Genomic DNA, 16,626 nt, shown 5'->3' with positions numbered 1-16,626 from the left:
CTGAATGTAGCTCACAATTAGTTTTATCTAAACATCCTTATTTCCTCAAAACCAAAGTTGTCATGGAGCGCAACTCTTCGAACAATACAGATTTTACCGGTTCAATTTTAGTGAGTTGATGTTTTGACAATGTATCCTCCAACAGCGTTTTAGTCAATAAAAATCGTTCACTTCCATCCTGCAATAAATAACGACCTTCTGATTTTGGTATATAATTATTGGGCAATCCAAAGGTTGATGTCATGCGAATAAATAAAATTCCACCTGGTTTTAAAACGCGAACTAATTCAGTAAACATCGCTGAAAAATGATCGGTTGATTTGGCAAAGTGCAGCACCGCATTACATATAATACCATCAAACATTTCATCTGGATAATTTAAATCCTCGAGTGCTGATTGCTTAAAAAATTCAGCAGAAAGTCCGAGTCTTTCCTGCGCCATTTGTATCGCATCAATGTTCGAATCACAAGCATGTATAGTGATGTCATTATTTACAAACCAAGTTAAATTCCTTCCCGACCCACAACCAGCATCCAATATAATATCGTCTTTCTGAAAACGGTTTTTAAAGATTTGATCTAATAAGTAAATGTCTGTATCACTGTATTGATTTATTTTTTCCATACATTAAATTTCTTTGCAAAACGCTGTACCCCTTTATTCATATACCCTTCAAGAAGGGCATTGATTATTCTGCTTCGCTAATTTAGTTTTTTTAACAGTTCCTCACGAACCTAAATAACGTTCTTGTGTAATACGGTAAACAAATACCTTAAAATATGAAAAGCATACTTCTCATTTTATTCGTTGGATTTAACCTGATAACCTTAAACGGATACTCACAATCTTCAACACCTGAAAAAGTCCATTCGGTAGTAGATGTATATCGCACCTATGAATGGTATACCGAACAAAATCAACTTTGGGGAGACATCCTTAAAAAACAAAAGAAAAATATGGATGCTTGGGAGAACTATTATGTCTCTGCAAGAATGGCGAAAATTATGTCAGAAACGGATACTGATCGCGATAATTGGGCCGATAAAATGGAAACCATCATTACAGGAATGGAAAAAGCCATTCCAGGTACATACGAATATTACCATTTAAAAAGCTGGCATTCGAGTATATGGGGAGCGACTGAAGAGGATGTAAAAAAATTCAGTTCGTGGGCAGAAAAAGCTTATGCAATGGACCCTGATCGAACGGAAATTTATCCTGATATGATGAATGTATATATGATTAATAATGATGAGGAAAAGATGAGGGAGCTTTCAAAAAGGTGGTTAGCATCTGGTGATATTTCTCCTAATTTAATTGCTTTGACTTATAATATGTTAATGTCGACAGAGGAGAATGCTATTCTGCTCACAGCTGGAGATAATGATACTTACCCAGCATTGGTTTTGCAGTATGCAAGAGACATTCGTCCAGATGTTACGGTTATTAATATTTTCTGTGCTTGGGGGTCAAATAATTATAGAACGAACCAATTTAATAAAGCCAATGTTAAGCTTTCGTCTAATATCAATAACGAAATGGAAGTCGTAGATCATATGATTGCGAATATTGGAGAAAAACCACTCTTTTTCTCATATGGGAATTATATCAACGGTTCAGAAAAACTTCAAGGAAAAGTATACAATGTAGGTTTATCATTTCGATATAGTGATACCGATTTTAACAATACATCGATGCTAATCAATAATTACGAAAACAAATTTATGCTGGATCAATTGAGACTAGAATTGTATCCCGAACCTTTTCCAGAACAAGTAAAAAGACATAACTTATCCTATTTACCCGGTTTAATTCAATTGTACAGTCATTATAATATAATTGGTGATGCCACTAAAAAAGCGAACACACGGGCACTTATTTTGCGCATCACTTCGAACACAAACTTCGAAGAAACAATTGAAGAAACCCTGAGAAACTGTTAATATAAGCGCTAAGTAAAAATAAACTGTGAGAGGAGTTAACCTCATTCAACTCCTCTCCATTTTACGATGAAGAATATAAAAAATATAACCGACGAAGCATTGATGAAGCGCTTGCAAAAAAACGGAGATGAAGCCGCTTTTAACGAGATTTATCTGCGCTATAGCCAAAGACTCTTGTACTTTATGTTTAAGATGTTGGGACAAGACGAAGCTAAAGCTCAGGATTTTTTGCAGGATGTCTTTTTAAAAATAATTGCCGAACCGGATAAGTTTAACACAGCGAAGAACTTTAAAACATGGATCTTTACTGTCGCAGCAAATAAGTGTAAGAACGATTATCGCGTCATTAAACCGTCTCACGTTGATCTGCATCCTGAGATCGTTAGTGAAACAGAGAATGCAGATAAATTAATAGACCAGGAGCTTTTTAAAACGAACCTCAGTCAATATTTAAACGAATTGATTCCAGTATACAAAGAGGTTTTTGTATTGCGATATCACGAAGGATTAAGCTTAAATGAAATTGCAATAATTGTCGCGTGCCCTTTGGGAACAGTTAAGTCGCGATTGTTCAGTGCAACCAAAATTCTATCGGAAAAATTAGATCACTTTAAACAAAATTATTATGCCATATAACTTAGAAATATTGTTAGACGAAAAGAGTTTTGAGCAACTCAATTCTTCCGAACGACAGTTTGTACTCAATCAGATTTCGAAGGAGGAATATATGGCTCAATACGTCATTCTACAGGATGCAAAAACAATCTTTGCAGCAGAATCTATACAATTAAAGCCACGTTTAGCAACACAGGCCAACTTATTGACTGCTTTGCAGCAAAAGAAGAAAAGTCCTAAAATTTTCGCCATATTCCAACATAAAACACCTACTTGGGTTACCGTTGCGGCGTGCATAGCGATTGTTTTCCTTTTAAAAAATGGACCTTTCCAATCTGCCGAAACAAAACAACCTTTATTTGTGTCGAATCAAGTAGATACGGTTTATATTGAAAAATTCATCCCTATTGAAAAAGCGGCAACGTTAGATAGTACCATAACACCTGCGATAGAGACAGAAAAAAGTATTCAGAAAGCGGCGCCTAAAACCGAAATAAAGCCAAAACTTGATCCGAGCAACATTACTTATTATTCGGATGCGATGATGAATGCTGAGATGGAAAATTACACCTCAATAATTAATATGGCCACTCAACCGCGTGGTGTATCCTTAGCCAACGATTCAATCTCACAGCAAATAAATAGAACAATATATTAGTGGTTATGTTCCTCTTCCATTCGGCAAGTTTCTTCGCTTAACTCCACCTCAACGGTATGGTGTTTAAATGGATATTGTTTTAATACCGATTTAATCGCGGCCTTTACTTTTGCAAGCTCCAATAAACTGTCAATATTATTCAGTTTTACATGGGTTGTAAAGACGTGCTGCTCTCCATCTAACGACCAAACATGGGTATGATGGACCGAATTTATTTGCTCAATTGTAATCAATTCATTTTCTACATTATTGATGTCAATATCATCTGGTGTCCCTTGTAAGAACAAGAACAACGTTTCCTTCAATCGTTTTATAACATTGAATAATATATAAGCAGTAATGGCAATTGACAATGCTGGATCGATATAAGGCGATTCATAAAACTTTAAAACGATCGCCGCAATCAGTACTGCAAACCAACCCAAAACATCTTCCATTAAATGCCAAGAGACTACTTTTTCATTCAAGGTTTTAGCACCACTCAACTTCCATGCAGCATATCCGTTCACAGCAATTCCGAATAAAGCAAAAACAATCATCCCGTTTGCATCAGATAATTCAGGATTAATAAACCTTGAAACGGCCTCATTAATGACAAAAATTGATCCTACTATAAGCACAACAGAATTAATCAATGCGCCTAATAATGACAATCGACTATAACCAAAAGTAAAACTCTTGGTCGCCGATTTTTTTGATTTAACATCTAAAAACCATGCAAAACCAAGAGACAAACTATCTCCCAAATCATGAATGGCATCGGAAACAATGGCGACACTATTTACATAGATGCCGCCAATAAATTCCATGAATGTAAAAGCAACATTTAAAAAAAATGCCGTTTTTAAATTTTTACTCGAATGATGATGTGAATGATGATGTCCCATAATTCATTGATTTAATGTGAATGACCACCTGCCCCTTCACTTTTTTGTAAATGACTTTGAATGTAGTAAGCTCCTTTAACCACTATTTTATCACTTTTTAAGATCTTTTCTAAAGGTGTGATTTGAACAAAACCCAATTGTGTTGCTCCTGTTTTCACTTCAACACGGGTGAATTCAGTTTCATTCGAAGTATCTCCGTGCGCATGACCATGTCCGTGACCAGCATGACTTCTTTTCACGAAAATAAATTCACGCCCTTCAGCACTTACAATCGCTCCTTCTGGTAAAGCATCAACTAGGTTTTCACCGATATCTATTATCGCATTCACATACATGCCTGGAATGAGTCCTTCTTTTTCATTTTCAATATGTGCATGAACAGCGACTGCCTTCGTTTCATTTTCAAATGATTTACCGATATTAAAGATCTCCCCTTCAATCTCAGTATTGGACTGATTGGTTAGCGTGAATCTAACCTTCTGCCCTTTTTGTACACTGCGCAAATCCTTTTCGTAAACCAATAAATCGACATGCATTTCTGAATTGTCAACGATAGAGAAAAGAGGTTTGGCAATTTCAACCGACGATCCTATTTTAATAAAAACATCCGTTAAAAATCCTGCTATTGGAGCTAAAATTGGAATAGAAGAAACAGAGGCTCCGTCGGGATTAATATTTAAAATTCTTAGTTGCGTTTTTAAGGCATCATAACTTGCTTGCTCCGCATCATATTCTGCTTTTGCCTTCTGGAATATTTTAGTAGAATTGGCATCGTTTTGAAGTAAGTTCTCTTGTCGATCAAACTCTTCTTTTAAATAAGTCATCTTACTTTTTGAACTTAAATAAGCCTGTTGTAATTTAGAAAATTCTGGGCTTTCTATGGTCGCCAGAACTTGACCCTTCTTCACTTTTTGTCCTTCAATAACACGAATACTTTTTACGATTCCTGTAGTAAAGACAGAAACATCCGCTTGATTTTGAGGTGGTAATTTTGTATACCCATTCGCATGAATAATCTCCGATAAATTCTTCTGAGAAAATTCTCCTAACGATATTTCAGCACTTTTGTACTGTGCTTTATTCAAACTCACAACCGTTCCTTCTTCTGCGCCGTGACCATGCTCATCCTTTGCATGCACATCCTCCATTGTGTTTAATTTTGTGTCACTATTTCGTATAAATCCGAAGTAAATAATTGCCCCCAATCCAGCGAACAATATTACACTAATTATTATTTTATTTTTCATTGCTAATAGCTTATTTAATTAGATAATTCACAGACAATACCAACTGGTTGTATGTGGCAATTTTATTGATATAATTCATTTGAACGGACAAATTAGTGCGCAAGGCTTGACCAAATTCGATATAATCGATATTGCCATTTTCATAAGCCAAACTCGCCTTTTCAATAATTAAATTGGCATTGGCAATTGCTCCTGTTTCATAGAATTCTATCTGTTCTTTTACAGTGACTAATTCTGCTGTTAATCTTTCAAGGTTTGTTTGTAATTCGTTCTTGGTATAGGCCGCGTTCAATTCTTCAATCTCTATTTGCGTTTCTGCCATTTTAACACTCGCCTTTTGAGCACCAAAAAATAATGGAACACTTAAGCCTACAGTTACACCTTGAAATTTGGGCGTTTTATTGTAAACAAATCCATCACTTCCGATATGTTGATCCATTGACTGATTAAAATATCCGACCTTAAAATTTGGCAATAACATCGCCTTTTCAACTTGTTTTGACTGTTCTGCTAATGCCACCTCTTGCAGTGCAATTTTTAAATTGGGATGTTCATTTATCAAACTAGTATCCGCATCCAAAGTCCTCGACTTAATCAGTAAATCTTGCTCTTCAACAGAAAACTCGTTTTTCATATTGAGCATCAATAGCAAAGATTTTTTTTGATTCGAAATCCGCGTATACAACATTGATAGTTCTTGTTCGAATTCTAATTGTCGAATTTCAGCTGTAGATTTTTCTATAAAACTAGATTCGCCTGCAGCATATCGATAGTCCGCTATTTTTGCAAATTTCACAAACAAAGTATCCTGAACTAACATCAATTTTAGCTGTTCATTTAACAACAATAACTCATTCCATTGTGCTCTGATTTCAAACTCCAATTGTTTCGCGTTTAAAGCCAATAAATATTCGCTTTTGATAATACCTGCATCATTTAATTTTCTTTGCGAAGCATATTTAAAAGGACTGAATGATTGAGAAATAGAATAATTTTGATCGACAAACTCACTATTCATTTGCCCAAAACTCGCATTAATATCCGTTTTAGGAAGTTGCCAAGCGGTTCCTCTTTTTTGTGTTTCATGAACGACTTCCAATTGCATGGACTTCGTCTTTAAATTATTTTCAAGCGCAAGTTTTACAGCGCCCTCTTCATTTAATAACAAGGTCTCTTGCGCATTCATTTGAATGGTAAAAAATAATAACCCTATTGATAAAACAGATTTTTTAATCTTGATTCCTTTTTCTAGATAATAATATAGAATTGGCAATACAATTAAAGTCAAAAAAGTAGCAGATATCAATCCACCAATAACAACTGTGGCCAATGGTTTTTGAACTTCTGCACCAGCACTACTAATCAATGCCATTGGTAAAAATCCGAATGATGCAACTGCTGCTGTCATTAAAACTGGTCTCAAACGAACTTTTGTTCCTTCTTTTATTCGTGCAACAATATCATTCATACCCTCTTTTTTTAGTTGATTGAAATATCCAATTAATACAATTCCGTTTAATACAGCGACACCAAAAAGCGCGATAAAACCAACCCCTGCAGAGATACTAAATGGCATATCCCTCGCCCATAAAGCAAAGACACCACCAATAGCGGAAAGTGGAATGGCAGTAAAGATTAATAAAGACTGTTTAACATCTCTGAAAGTGAAAAACAACAATCCAAAAATCAAGGCCAAAGCAACAGGAACGGCAATTGATAACCTTTTATTGGCTTCAACCAAGTTTTCAAATTGTCCTGCATAACGCACATAATACCCCGGAGGTAAATCAAGTGATGCATCAATTTTTGCTTGAATTTCTTCAACAACCGATTGCACATCCCTATCTCTCACGTTAAATCCTACAATAATTCTTCTTTTTCCATCCTCACGACTGATCTGAGCCGGTCCTTTTTCTAATGTAATATCTGCAACTTGCTCTAAAGGAATCTGACTTCCAGATGGCAAAGAAATAAAGATGTTCTTTAAATCTTCAATTGAGTTTCTGCTCTCTTCTTCTAGTCGTACAACCAAATCAAATCGCTTTTCTCCTTCGTATACAACACCTGCTTTCTCTCCGGCAAATCCCGCTCGAATTAATAGGTTTAAATCACCTACTTTTAAACCATACAAAGCCAGTTTATCCTTATTGTACTTTACATTGATTTGAGGCAATCCTGTTACTGCTTCCGCCCTTGCGTCTACTACACCTTCAACATTCTGTGCTATAGCTGCTACTTTTTCGCCAAAACCGACTAAAAGGTCAACATTTTCACCGAAAATTTTAACTCCAACATCACTTCTAACGCCCGTCATCAATTCGTTAAATCGCATTTGAATAGGTTGAGAAAATTCAGTAGTTACACCCGGTAAATCACTTAAAACAACATCCATTTTAGCAATTAACTCTTCTTTATTGCTTGCAGATGTCCATTCGCTTTTGTCTTTAAGAATAATCATCATATCTGCAACCTCCATCGGCATTGGATCAGTTGGAACCTCAGCACTACCAATCTTTGAAACCACTTGTTCAACCTCCGGAAAGTTGGCTAGAATTAGTTGCTCTGCTTTCGTTGTTGTTTCAATTTCTTGTTCTAACGAACTACCCGGTGGAATGATAATATGCGTTGCAATATCACCTTCTTCGAGCGTTGGAATGAATTCACCACCCATTTGGTTAAAAACATATAAAGAGAATACAAATAAGGCGACTGAAACAAAAATAATTGTTCGTTTCACCTCTAGCGCACCGTTCAACAATCGCTGATAAATACGATTGAAAAAGGCAATAATTTTATCTGAAAAAGTGATTTTATTACTCGGTTTTTTACTTAAAACCAAGGCACTCATCATCGGAACATAAGTCAATGATAGAATAAATGCCCCAAGAATAGCAAAAGCAACTGTTTGTGCCATTGGTCCGAACATCTTGCCTTCAATACCAACCAAAACGAGTATCGGCAAGTAAACAATTAGAATAATAATTTCTCCAAACGCAGCACTGGTTCTAATTTTTGATGAAGCTTCATAAACAGCCGAATCCATTTCTGCTGTTGTTAACTTCCTATTCTTTGTGAGTTTTTGCATATGGTGAACAATAGACTCGACGATAATTACCGCCCCATCCACAATTAATCCAAAATCAATGGCGCCTAAACTCATTAGGTTTCCACTTACACCGAATAACTTCATCAATGAAATAGCAAACAATAAAGCCAATGGAATTACGGATGCAACAATTAAACCTGCTCGCCAATTTCCGATCAGTAAAACCAGTACAAAAATTACGATTAATGCACCTTCCAATAAATTTTTCTCTACTGTGCTAATTGCATTTTTCACCAATTTTGATCGATCTAAAAATGGCTCTACTACAATTCCTTCCGGTAACGATTTTTGAATCTCTTTAATGCGTTCTTTTACATTATAGACAACCTCAGCACTATTCTCTCCCTTCAACATCATCACCATTCCACTCACAACTTCTCCTTTACCATCTCTGGTTGTTGCTCCGTATCGCACAGCACTTCCGAATTGTACATTTGCAACGTCTCTTATTAGGATTGGAATTTCATTATTTACTTTGATCACTATTTTATTGATCTCATCCAAATCTTCAACCATCCCCATTCCACGGATATAATAAGCATTGGGTTTATTATCTATATAAGCTCCTCCTGTATTTTGATTGTTATCATTTAATGCTGATATGATTTCAGCAATAGTAATATCCATACTTTTTAACCTGTCCGGTTGAACGGCAACTTCGTATTGTTTTAAATGACCTCCTAAAGTATTGACTTCGGCAACTCCTGGGGTACCGAGTAATTGGGGAATAATAATCCAATCCTGAATGGTACGCAATTCCATATCATCATATTGATCTTCATATCCTTCTGCTGGATGAACAACATATTGATAAATTTCACCCAAACCGGTACTTACTGGGGCTAAAAATGGGGTGCCATAACCGGCTGGAATATTTTCCTCTGCTTCTTTTAAACGCTCATTTATTTGATTTCTTCCCCAATAAATATCTACGTCTTCTTCAAAAACAACAGTAATTAAACTCAATCCAAATCGACTTACCGAACGCAATTCGACAATATTTGGTATTGATTTTAAGGCCAATTCTATAGGATGCGTTATGATTTGCTCAACCTCCTGCGTCGCCAAATTAGGCGATGTAGTAATAATTTGTACTTGATTATTGGTGATATCTGGCAGTGCATCGATTGGTAATCTTGATGCTGAATAAATACCTACAAGCATCAAGGCCAACGTAAAAAAGCCAATTACTAGTTTGTTTTTAATACTAAATTCAATGATTTTATTTAACATAAAAATGTATTTAAGATTGAAAAATGCCCAATCTAATTTTGTTAATAAAAAATCTCTTGATAGGATTCAATTCCCCTTAGCAATCCAAGGTAACTCTAAGAAAATATAAAAAATGAACCCGCTTTAGATAGTAGGAGGTCCTCGTAATGAAGTAACCTTGCCATGGGTTTGATGATAGATAATTGTAACATTATCAGCGGCTGTTAATTTTATTGGTGTAGTAGTCGTGATTTCGAATTTTGGTAAATCGAAATCTGCGATGATATCTACTTCAATTTGTTGTTTCTTTAATTTTAAAGTTCTTGAAACAAATGGTATTTCACAAGATGTATTGTGATCAACATTAGACAAAAGGCAACTTAAATATTCCATTAATCCTTCATCGATATGATTGTCGTGAGAAATATGATCATGTTCCGAATTATCTGCAGAACATGCTGAAATCTTAGTCATTTCGTACTGACAATTTTCTTCGGATTCAACGTGATGGTGATGCGGAATAATATTATGTCCGAATGACACAAAATAGGTCATTAGAAGAAAGATTGATATTATGCTTTTTAAGCCGCTCACATCGGTAAAGTTATAAATTTTTAGAACTATTTCTCTGATTAACATTTTTTTAACTTAAACACAATTGCTTAAAATCAGTGTATTATTTCCTCTTTTGCTGAAAAAAATCCTTGACTAATTTGCTTGCTTGTTCTGCTAAAAGTCCATGCTCAACAACCGTTTTTGGATGATATACATTTTCGTTCATGAACTTCTTCCGTTCATCAGTTGCAGCATAAACGATCCTATCAATTTGTGACCAAGCCAATGCTCCGCAACACATTCCGCAAGGTTCGAGTGTGACGTATAAAGTACATTTTTTGAGATATTTTGCTCCCAAATATTCACTCGCGGAAGTAATTGCTTGCATTTCAGCATGCGCTGTTACATCCGTTAATTGCTCGGTTAAATTGTGCGTTCGTGCAATAATCGTTTTATTCAAAACAATTACAGCTCCAACTGGCACCTCTCCTTTATCATATGCAATTTCCGCTTCCTTTAAAGCTTCTCGCATAAAGTACTCATCTGTATAAACTTCAATCATCCTAAAATTTCTTGATTAATAATTCTTTTGGTGAACCAAATTCTGAGGCCTTGTTTTCGTGTAAAATTAGAATCTCATCCGACATCGCAAGCAATACATCCTTCCGATGACTGACAATAATTACTGTCACTTTGGTTGCTTTTTGTATGTCTGAGATGGCAAGCATTAAATCTTCAATATTGTCATCATCCAATGCCGAAAATGGTTCGTCCAATAATAAAAGTTTCGGGTTTTGACAAAGGGATCGAATTATTGCCACTCTTTGTGCTTGTCCTCTTGATAATTCGTGCGGATAATTTTTTAATAAGGGTCGAATGCCCGTTATTTCAATCAACTTTTCTGTTTCAGGTGTCAATTGATTCGACGGTGAAGCATAAGTCATATTCCGTTCGACTGTCATATTCGCAAAGAGATTATTGTCTTGAAAAACAAGTCCAATATTCCGCTGATTGATCGGCAAATTAATTCGCTTTTCACTTTCAAACCAAACCTCATCTCCCCAACTAATTTCGCCTTCATCAGCATTTTCTAATCCTGCTAATATCCTTAGAATTGTTGTTTTACCCAATCCAGATTTACCATAAATTGCCCCGGTTTTACCGATCGAAAAATCAACTTTGCAAGCAATATTTACTGCACGTGATTTAGAGGTATAGGCTTTATGAATATCAATATGGAGCAATGTCTGAATTTTTAGGTTTGGCAAAAATATTTAACAGTAGAATAGCAACAAAACTAACGAATAATAAGACCAATGCATAGGTATGAACAGCGTCATAATTCATCTTGTTCATTTCGTCATAAATAGCAACAGCTGCAACATTTGTATCCGCCATTTTACCTCCAATCATTAAGATAATTCCAAAAGCACCTATCGTATGCGCAAAGGTTAAAAGTATCCCATTCATGATTGATTTCTTTATCGTCGGTAAAAAAACATAAATCAATGCATTCCATTTCGTCTTATTCAAAATTTTGGTGGCTTCGATGGTGTTTTTAGGTATCGATCTAAAACCTGTCATAATGGGTGTTACCATGAATGGCAAACAAAAAATAACAGCTCCCAATAAAATGCCTTCAAAAGTAAAAGCGAAAGAAAGACCGAAGGTTTTTTCAAAAAATGCACCAATCACACTATTCGGACCGAGATAAATTAAAAAGTAAAAACCTAAAACTGTTGGCGGTAGAACAATGGGCAACATGACTAAACTTTCTAGTAATACTTTGATTTTTAATTTAGTAAAAGCTAAAAAATACGCCAAAGGAATAGCAATATTGAACAGTATCATGGTTGTCAACAAAGCCAATTTAAATGTGATAAAGAACGGTGTATAATCCATTAGTTTATATCATAATTAAAATGAAGCAAAATATTTTTTACCGTTGTCGTTTGCATAAAATCAGCGAATAATTCGGCATTGGTTTGAATTGTTGGAGATTCCGAATGGAGTATCACCATTCCTTGTTCAATTTGATTATCGTCGAGCAATGCTACATCAAAATAATCAAATGCCTGTGAATTTTCTTGCCGAAACGTCGCCGATGTAAAACCAAGATCTACTGCTTTAGATTTTAAAAATTGATTGACTTGTCCGATACTTTCTGCCATCACCAATTTATGTTCAACCGTCGCATAATAACCTTCCTCTTTCAGAAAATTAACCGCTGCTTTTCCATAAGGAGCTAAATTCTCATCTGCTATTGCAATGCGTTTGGTATTCTTTAAGGCGTCTGCAATTGAAGTCATGCCTAATTTTTTATCCGCGACTAAAATTAATTTCCCTTTTGCATATATTACAGGTTTTGTTGACAATCCCGCATCATAAATGGCATTCGGATATTTCATATCAGCCGATAAAAAAATATTAAACGGTGCTCCATTTAGTATCTGTGTTGTTAAAATTCCAGAAGCATTTATGGAAGTTTCACAGTCAATCTTGTACTTGTTTTCAAATATTTCTACAATCGAATCTATTGCCAAATGCATATTCGCTGCGCAAGCAATTTTTAAAGATGATTTCGGTGACGAATTTTTACAAGCGAAGACAATGGTGCCTATACTTATAATTATACCGATAAATGTTCTTGAAAACATGGGATAAAAATAGGGAATAATACTACATCTGAGAATAGATTCCTTATCTTTACGACTTAATTAATTTTTGACAAATGTATAGATCACATACTTGCGGCGAATTGCGTTCAAGCCATATCGGAGAAACAGTAAAAATTGCCGGTTGGGTGCAAACAATTAGAGATAAAGGAAATATTATATGGATCGACATGAGAGATCGTTATGGTATTGTTCAAATTGTTGCTGAAAAAGGTGTAGTTACGGATGAAGTAATTGCACAATTAAAAGATCTAGGTCGAGAATTCGTAGTTCAAATTGCTGGTGAAGTCATTGAACGATACCAGAAAAATCCAGAATTACCAACGGGTGACATTGAAATTAAGGCAACTGAGGTTGTCCTTTTAAATGCATCATTGGTTCCTCCCTTTACGATCGAAGATCAAACAGATGGCGGTGAGGAATTAAGAATGAAATACCGTTATTTAGATTTGAGAAGGAATCCTGTTCAAGACAAATTAAAATTAAGACATAAGGTTTCTTTAGAGACTAGAAAATATTTAGATACAGTTGATTTTATGGAGGTGGAAACGCCTTATTTAATCAAGTCGACTCCTGAAGGTGCAAGAGATTTTGTTGTACCCAGTCGAATGAATCCTGGGCAATTTTACGCTTTGCCTCAATCACCACAAACCTTTAAACAATTGTTAATGGTTTCTGGATATGATCGATACTATCAAATTGTAAAATGTTTTAGAGACGAAGATTTACGTGCAGATAGACAACCAGAATTTACACAAATTGATTGCGAAATGGCATTCGTTGAGCAAGAGGATGTTTTAAACACTTTTGAAGGTTTAATCAAACATTTATTTAAGACTTGTCGTAACCACGAATTTACTGAGGATTTCCCTAGAATGACTTATGCTGAAGCCATGGAAAGATATGGTTCTGACAAACCAGACATTCGTTTCGGAATGGAATTCGTTAATTTAAATGCCGTTGCACAGAATAAAGGATTCGGTGTTTTTGATGATGCCGAATTGGTATTAGGAATCACAGTAAAAGGCGCTGCAGAATATACGCGTAAACAATTAGATGCATTAATCAACTGGGTGAAAAGACCACAAATTGGTGCAAAAGGCATGATTTATTCGAAGTGTAATGAAGATGGAACTTTCAAATCTTCTGTCGATAAATTCTTCGATCAAGCTGCTTTAGCTGAATGGGCCAAAGTAGCTCAAGCTGAAAAAGGCGATTTAATTTTAGTACTTTCTGGTGATACAGACACGGTTCGCAGTCAAATGAATGAATTGCGTTTACATATGGGAACAGAACAAGGATTGAGAGATCCTAATGTATTTGCTCCGTTATGGGTTTTAGATTTCCCTTTATTAGAATGGGACGAAGAAAGTCAACGTTACCATGCCATGCACCATCCATTTACTTCGCCTAAGAAAGAAGATTTTGATTTGATTGATACCGATCCTGGAAAAGTTCGTGCAAATGCTTATGATTTAGCCATGAATGGTGTTGAATTGGGTGGTGGTTCTATTCGAATTCACGACAAGAAATTACAAGGTCGTATGTTCGAATTATTAGGCTTTACTGATGAAGAAGCAAAAGAACAATTCGGATTTTTAATGAATGCATTCGAATATGGTGCACCTCCACACGGTGGATTAGCATTCGGTTTTGACCGTTTGGTTGCTACGATGGGTGGTTCTGATTCTATTCGTGATTATATCGCTTTCCCTAAAAACAATAATGGTCGTGATGTAATGATTAATTCACCATCGCCTTTAGCTAACGAGCAATTAACAGAATTATATTTAGATACTTTACCCGTTGAGAAATGAAAGCAAGAATAATCGCATTTTTAGTTATTGTTTTGACCGGAATCGCCATTGCTATTTATATTAATGTCAATTATTATAATACAGATATTCCAGACGATCCGAATGCGGAAATTAGTGCTTTTAACAGAAGTAAAGATAATAGACTGAAGGTTTATAATCCTAATGATATCAATCCAAAATTGGTAGATGGCTCTATTCAGGATGTGAGAAAAGATCATGTAATTTCTGATTTTTCTTTACTGAACCAATTGGGAGATACAATTACCAAAAAAGATATTGAAGGTAAGATAACTGTTGTTGATTTTTTCTTTACGACTTGTGGTGGTATTTGTCCGAAGATGACTTCACAATTAAAACGTGTTCAAGACGAATTTACTGGCGATGAAAATTTAAAGATTCTCAGTCATACAGTCAACCCAAAAATTGATTCGGTTGAAGTGATGCATAAATATGCGAATCGATTCGGCGCTGATTCGACTCAATGGTGGTTTCTAACAGGATCAAAAGAGCAACTCTATACAATTGCTCGTAAATCTTATTTAGTCGTTCCTGACAAGGCTGATCCTAATTTTGACCATGGAGATGAATCTGACTTCATTCATACCGAAAACTTCGTTATAATCGATCCTATTGGCCAAATAAGAGGAATTTATGACGGCACTGTAGAAGCTGAAGTTTCAGAATTGATTCGTGATATCTACGATTTGAAGAAAGAGTTTTCGAAAGGGAATGACTAGGGGTTAGGGGTTAGTGGTTAGATAATAGGTTTTAGGTCCAGATGTCATGTCCTGATATAAGTAGACAAATTATTTTAGTAATTATCTCTATAAATTAATTTCATTTCCGAATGACTTATACTTAACACAATTGGTTTAGAAATAAACTGTATAAAGATAAATACAATAACCTAGAGCATAAGTACTCTCAATCAGTAAAAATCTTTTCCTAAGAAATTTATCAATTAACCAACTGAATAGAAAAAACATCAAGATTAAAAATACTGGTTTCCAAATATGAAATAATATATATGATTTTACGGTTACTAGATTAGTCGAATCAATTTGTATTAATTCTCTATCTTCAATATCCCAATGCTTCAATTCTCCATGATTTGATTTAGACATTATTTTCACATAATAAAGTCCAACATGATCAATTTTTAATTTACCTTCTTCCTTTTTGATAATCTTGAACCAATGTCCATTTGTTGCATCCGAAAACAGTTGAACATATCTAATATCATTAGGTACATAGTAAAAAGAAAGTTCTTTTTGCGAGTCGTTTAAGTCTACTTCTTTATTAGAATAATGGCTAATTACCATAAACGGTCCCATAAATATTATAAAACAAAAACCATGAATAATCGTCAATAATATCCCTTTAAGAAACGTTGAAATAAGTAAAAATCTTATTTTTTTAATTAAAGTCATATGTAGAAAATAATGCAAATTACATGAGACTAAATAGACATTTATAGCTACTCACAAACACCTCAATTCTAATAACTATTTACTAGCTACTATATGTAAAGTTTCACAACATTGTTGATAGCAATAAAGCCCTTTCAGCTTCGTTTCGGCTTCGCCTTCACTTCGCTGAAAGGGCTGGAAATAAAATAGTTGATTATTTTTGTTTTACGACAAATAAAAATAATTATGCAACAAATCTATCATTCCAATGCCAAGACAAATATACATATTCGTCAAGAAATTAAAAATAATCTGAACTTAAGTATTGAGCAATTAGCCTTACGTTATGGTGTTTCTCGTCAAACCATATTTAAATGGCGTAAAGCTGAAACTCCTGAAGATAATTCTTGTGCCCCTAAAAAAATAGAATATGCTCTTAACGAGCAAGAAAAAGGGCTAGCAATTTCAATAAGAAGATCTACATGGTTTTCATTGGATGAG

Annotated in this window: 16 protein-coding genes; 6 read left to right on the top strand and 10 right to left on the bottom strand. The window is 35.0% G+C overall.

What is annotated here, in order from left to right; translation table 11 throughout:
* Positions 1-37: 37 nt before the first annotated feature.
* Positions 38-625, bottom strand: a complete 588-nt coding sequence (locus T367_RS0103975; RefSeq protein ID WP_027418688.1) for a class I SAM-dependent methyltransferase — start codon at positions 623-625, stop codon at positions 38-40.
* A 155-nt stretch (positions 626-780) separates the two neighbouring features.
* On the opposite strand from T367_RS0103975, the gene T367_RS0103970 reads away from it, so the two are divergent.
* The 3 genes from T367_RS0103970 to T367_RS0103960 all read left to right on the top strand — a co-directional run bounded on the left by T367_RS0103970 (position 781) and on the right by T367_RS0103960 (position 3,217).
* A complete protein-coding gene (locus tag T367_RS0103970) occupies positions 781-1,944 on the top strand; it encodes a hypothetical protein (RefSeq protein ID WP_027418687.1) in 1,164 nt (387 codons plus the stop codon).
* Positions 1,945-2,010: 66 nt separating this feature from the next.
* The gene (locus T367_RS0103965; RefSeq protein WP_027418686.1) at positions 2,011-2,580 is read left to right on the top strand and encodes an RNA polymerase sigma factor; all 570 of its coding nucleotides are present in this window, start codon (positions 2,011-2,013) and stop codon (positions 2,578-2,580) included.
* Positions 2,570-3,217, top strand: coding sequence for a hypothetical protein (locus T367_RS0103960; protein WP_027418685.1), 648 nt, complete (start codon positions 2,570-2,572; stop codon positions 3,215-3,217). The genes T367_RS0103965 and T367_RS0103960 overlap by 11 nt, the downstream gene beginning before the upstream one ends.
* Here the strand turns inward: T367_RS0103960 and T367_RS0103955 are convergent.
* From T367_RS0103955 to modA, 8 genes are all read right to left on the bottom strand, one after another.
* Complete coding sequence (locus tag T367_RS0103955) at positions 3,214-4,104, bottom strand: cation diffusion facilitator family transporter (protein WP_027418684.1); 891 nt, start codon at positions 4,102-4,104, stop codon at positions 3,214-3,216. The genes T367_RS0103960 and T367_RS0103955 overlap by 4 nt on opposite strands.
* Positions 4,105-4,115: 11 nt before the next feature.
* A complete protein-coding gene (locus T367_RS0103950) occupies positions 4,116-5,351 on the bottom strand; it encodes an efflux RND transporter periplasmic adaptor subunit (RefSeq protein WP_027418683.1) in 1,236 nt (411 codons plus the stop codon).
* A gap of 10 nt (positions 5,352-5,361) precedes the next feature.
* The gene (locus T367_RS0103945) at positions 5,362-9,690 is read right to left on the bottom strand and encodes a CusA/CzcA family heavy metal efflux RND transporter (protein ID WP_027418682.1); all 4,329 of its coding nucleotides are present in this window, start codon (positions 9,688-9,690) and stop codon (positions 5,362-5,364) included.
* 123 nt (positions 9,691-9,813) lie between these two features.
* Positions 9,814-10,224: a hypothetical protein gene (locus T367_RS0103935; protein WP_157454116.1), complete on the bottom strand. Its 411-nt coding sequence runs from the start codon at positions 10,222-10,224 to the stop codon at positions 9,814-9,816.
* A gap of 121 nt (positions 10,225-10,345) precedes the next feature.
* The gene (locus T367_RS0103930) at positions 10,346-10,786 is read right to left on the bottom strand and encodes a nucleoside deaminase (protein ID WP_027418680.1); all 441 of its coding nucleotides are present in this window, start codon (positions 10,784-10,786) and stop codon (positions 10,346-10,348) included.
* A 1-nt stretch (position 10,787) separates the two neighbouring features.
* Positions 10,788-11,468: an ATP-binding cassette domain-containing protein gene (locus tag T367_RS21290; RefSeq protein ID WP_051568334.1), complete on the bottom strand. Its 681-nt coding sequence runs from the start codon at positions 11,466-11,468 to the stop codon at positions 10,788-10,790.
* Entirely contained in the window at positions 11,455-12,126 is a 672-nt protein-coding gene (modB, locus tag T367_RS0103920; protein WP_027418679.1) for a molybdate ABC transporter permease subunit, read from the bottom strand. The genes T367_RS21290 and modB overlap by 14 nt, the downstream gene beginning before the upstream one ends.
* A complete protein-coding gene (gene modA / locus T367_RS21285) occupies positions 12,126-12,881 on the bottom strand; it encodes a molybdate ABC transporter substrate-binding protein (protein ID WP_084274300.1) in 756 nt (251 codons plus the stop codon). Before modA ends, modB begins: the two co-directional genes overlap by 1 nt.
* A gap of 74 nt (positions 12,882-12,955) precedes the next feature.
* Between modA and aspS the strand changes: the two genes are divergently transcribed.
* Positions 12,956-14,716, top strand: a complete 1,761-nt coding sequence (gene aspS / locus T367_RS0103910; protein WP_027418678.1) for an aspartate--tRNA ligase — start codon at positions 12,956-12,958, stop codon at positions 14,714-14,716.
* A complete protein-coding gene (locus T367_RS21280) occupies positions 14,713-15,453 on the top strand; it encodes an SCO family protein (RefSeq protein WP_051568331.1) in 741 nt (246 codons plus the stop codon). The genes aspS and T367_RS21280 overlap by 4 nt, the downstream gene beginning before the upstream one ends.
* 135 nt (positions 15,454-15,588) lie before the next feature.
* Here T367_RS21280 and T367_RS0103900 read toward each other — a convergent pair whose 3' ends face one another.
* Positions 15,589-16,146 carry a hypothetical protein gene (locus T367_RS0103900; RefSeq protein WP_027418677.1) on the bottom strand — a complete coding sequence of 186 codons (558 nt, stop codon included), beginning with the start codon at positions 16,144-16,146 and terminating at the stop codon, positions 15,589-15,591.
* A gap of 225 nt (positions 16,147-16,371) precedes the next feature.
* Here T367_RS0103900 and T367_RS21275 point away from each other — a divergent pair.
* On the top strand, positions 16,372-16,626 hold a 255-nt coding region (locus T367_RS21275), incomplete at its 3' end, for a helix-turn-helix domain-containing protein (protein WP_035842439.1).

Origin of the sequence: Crocinitomix catalasitica ATCC 23190 (assembly GCF_000621625.1) — a bacterium.
GTDB classification, from domain to species: Bacteria; Bacteroidota; Bacteroidia; order Flavobacteriales_D; family Crocinitomicaceae; genus Crocinitomix; species Crocinitomix catalasitica.
The sequence above is the reverse complement of the archived record's forward strand: the minus strand, read 5'-3'. Positions and strand labels throughout refer to the sequence as shown.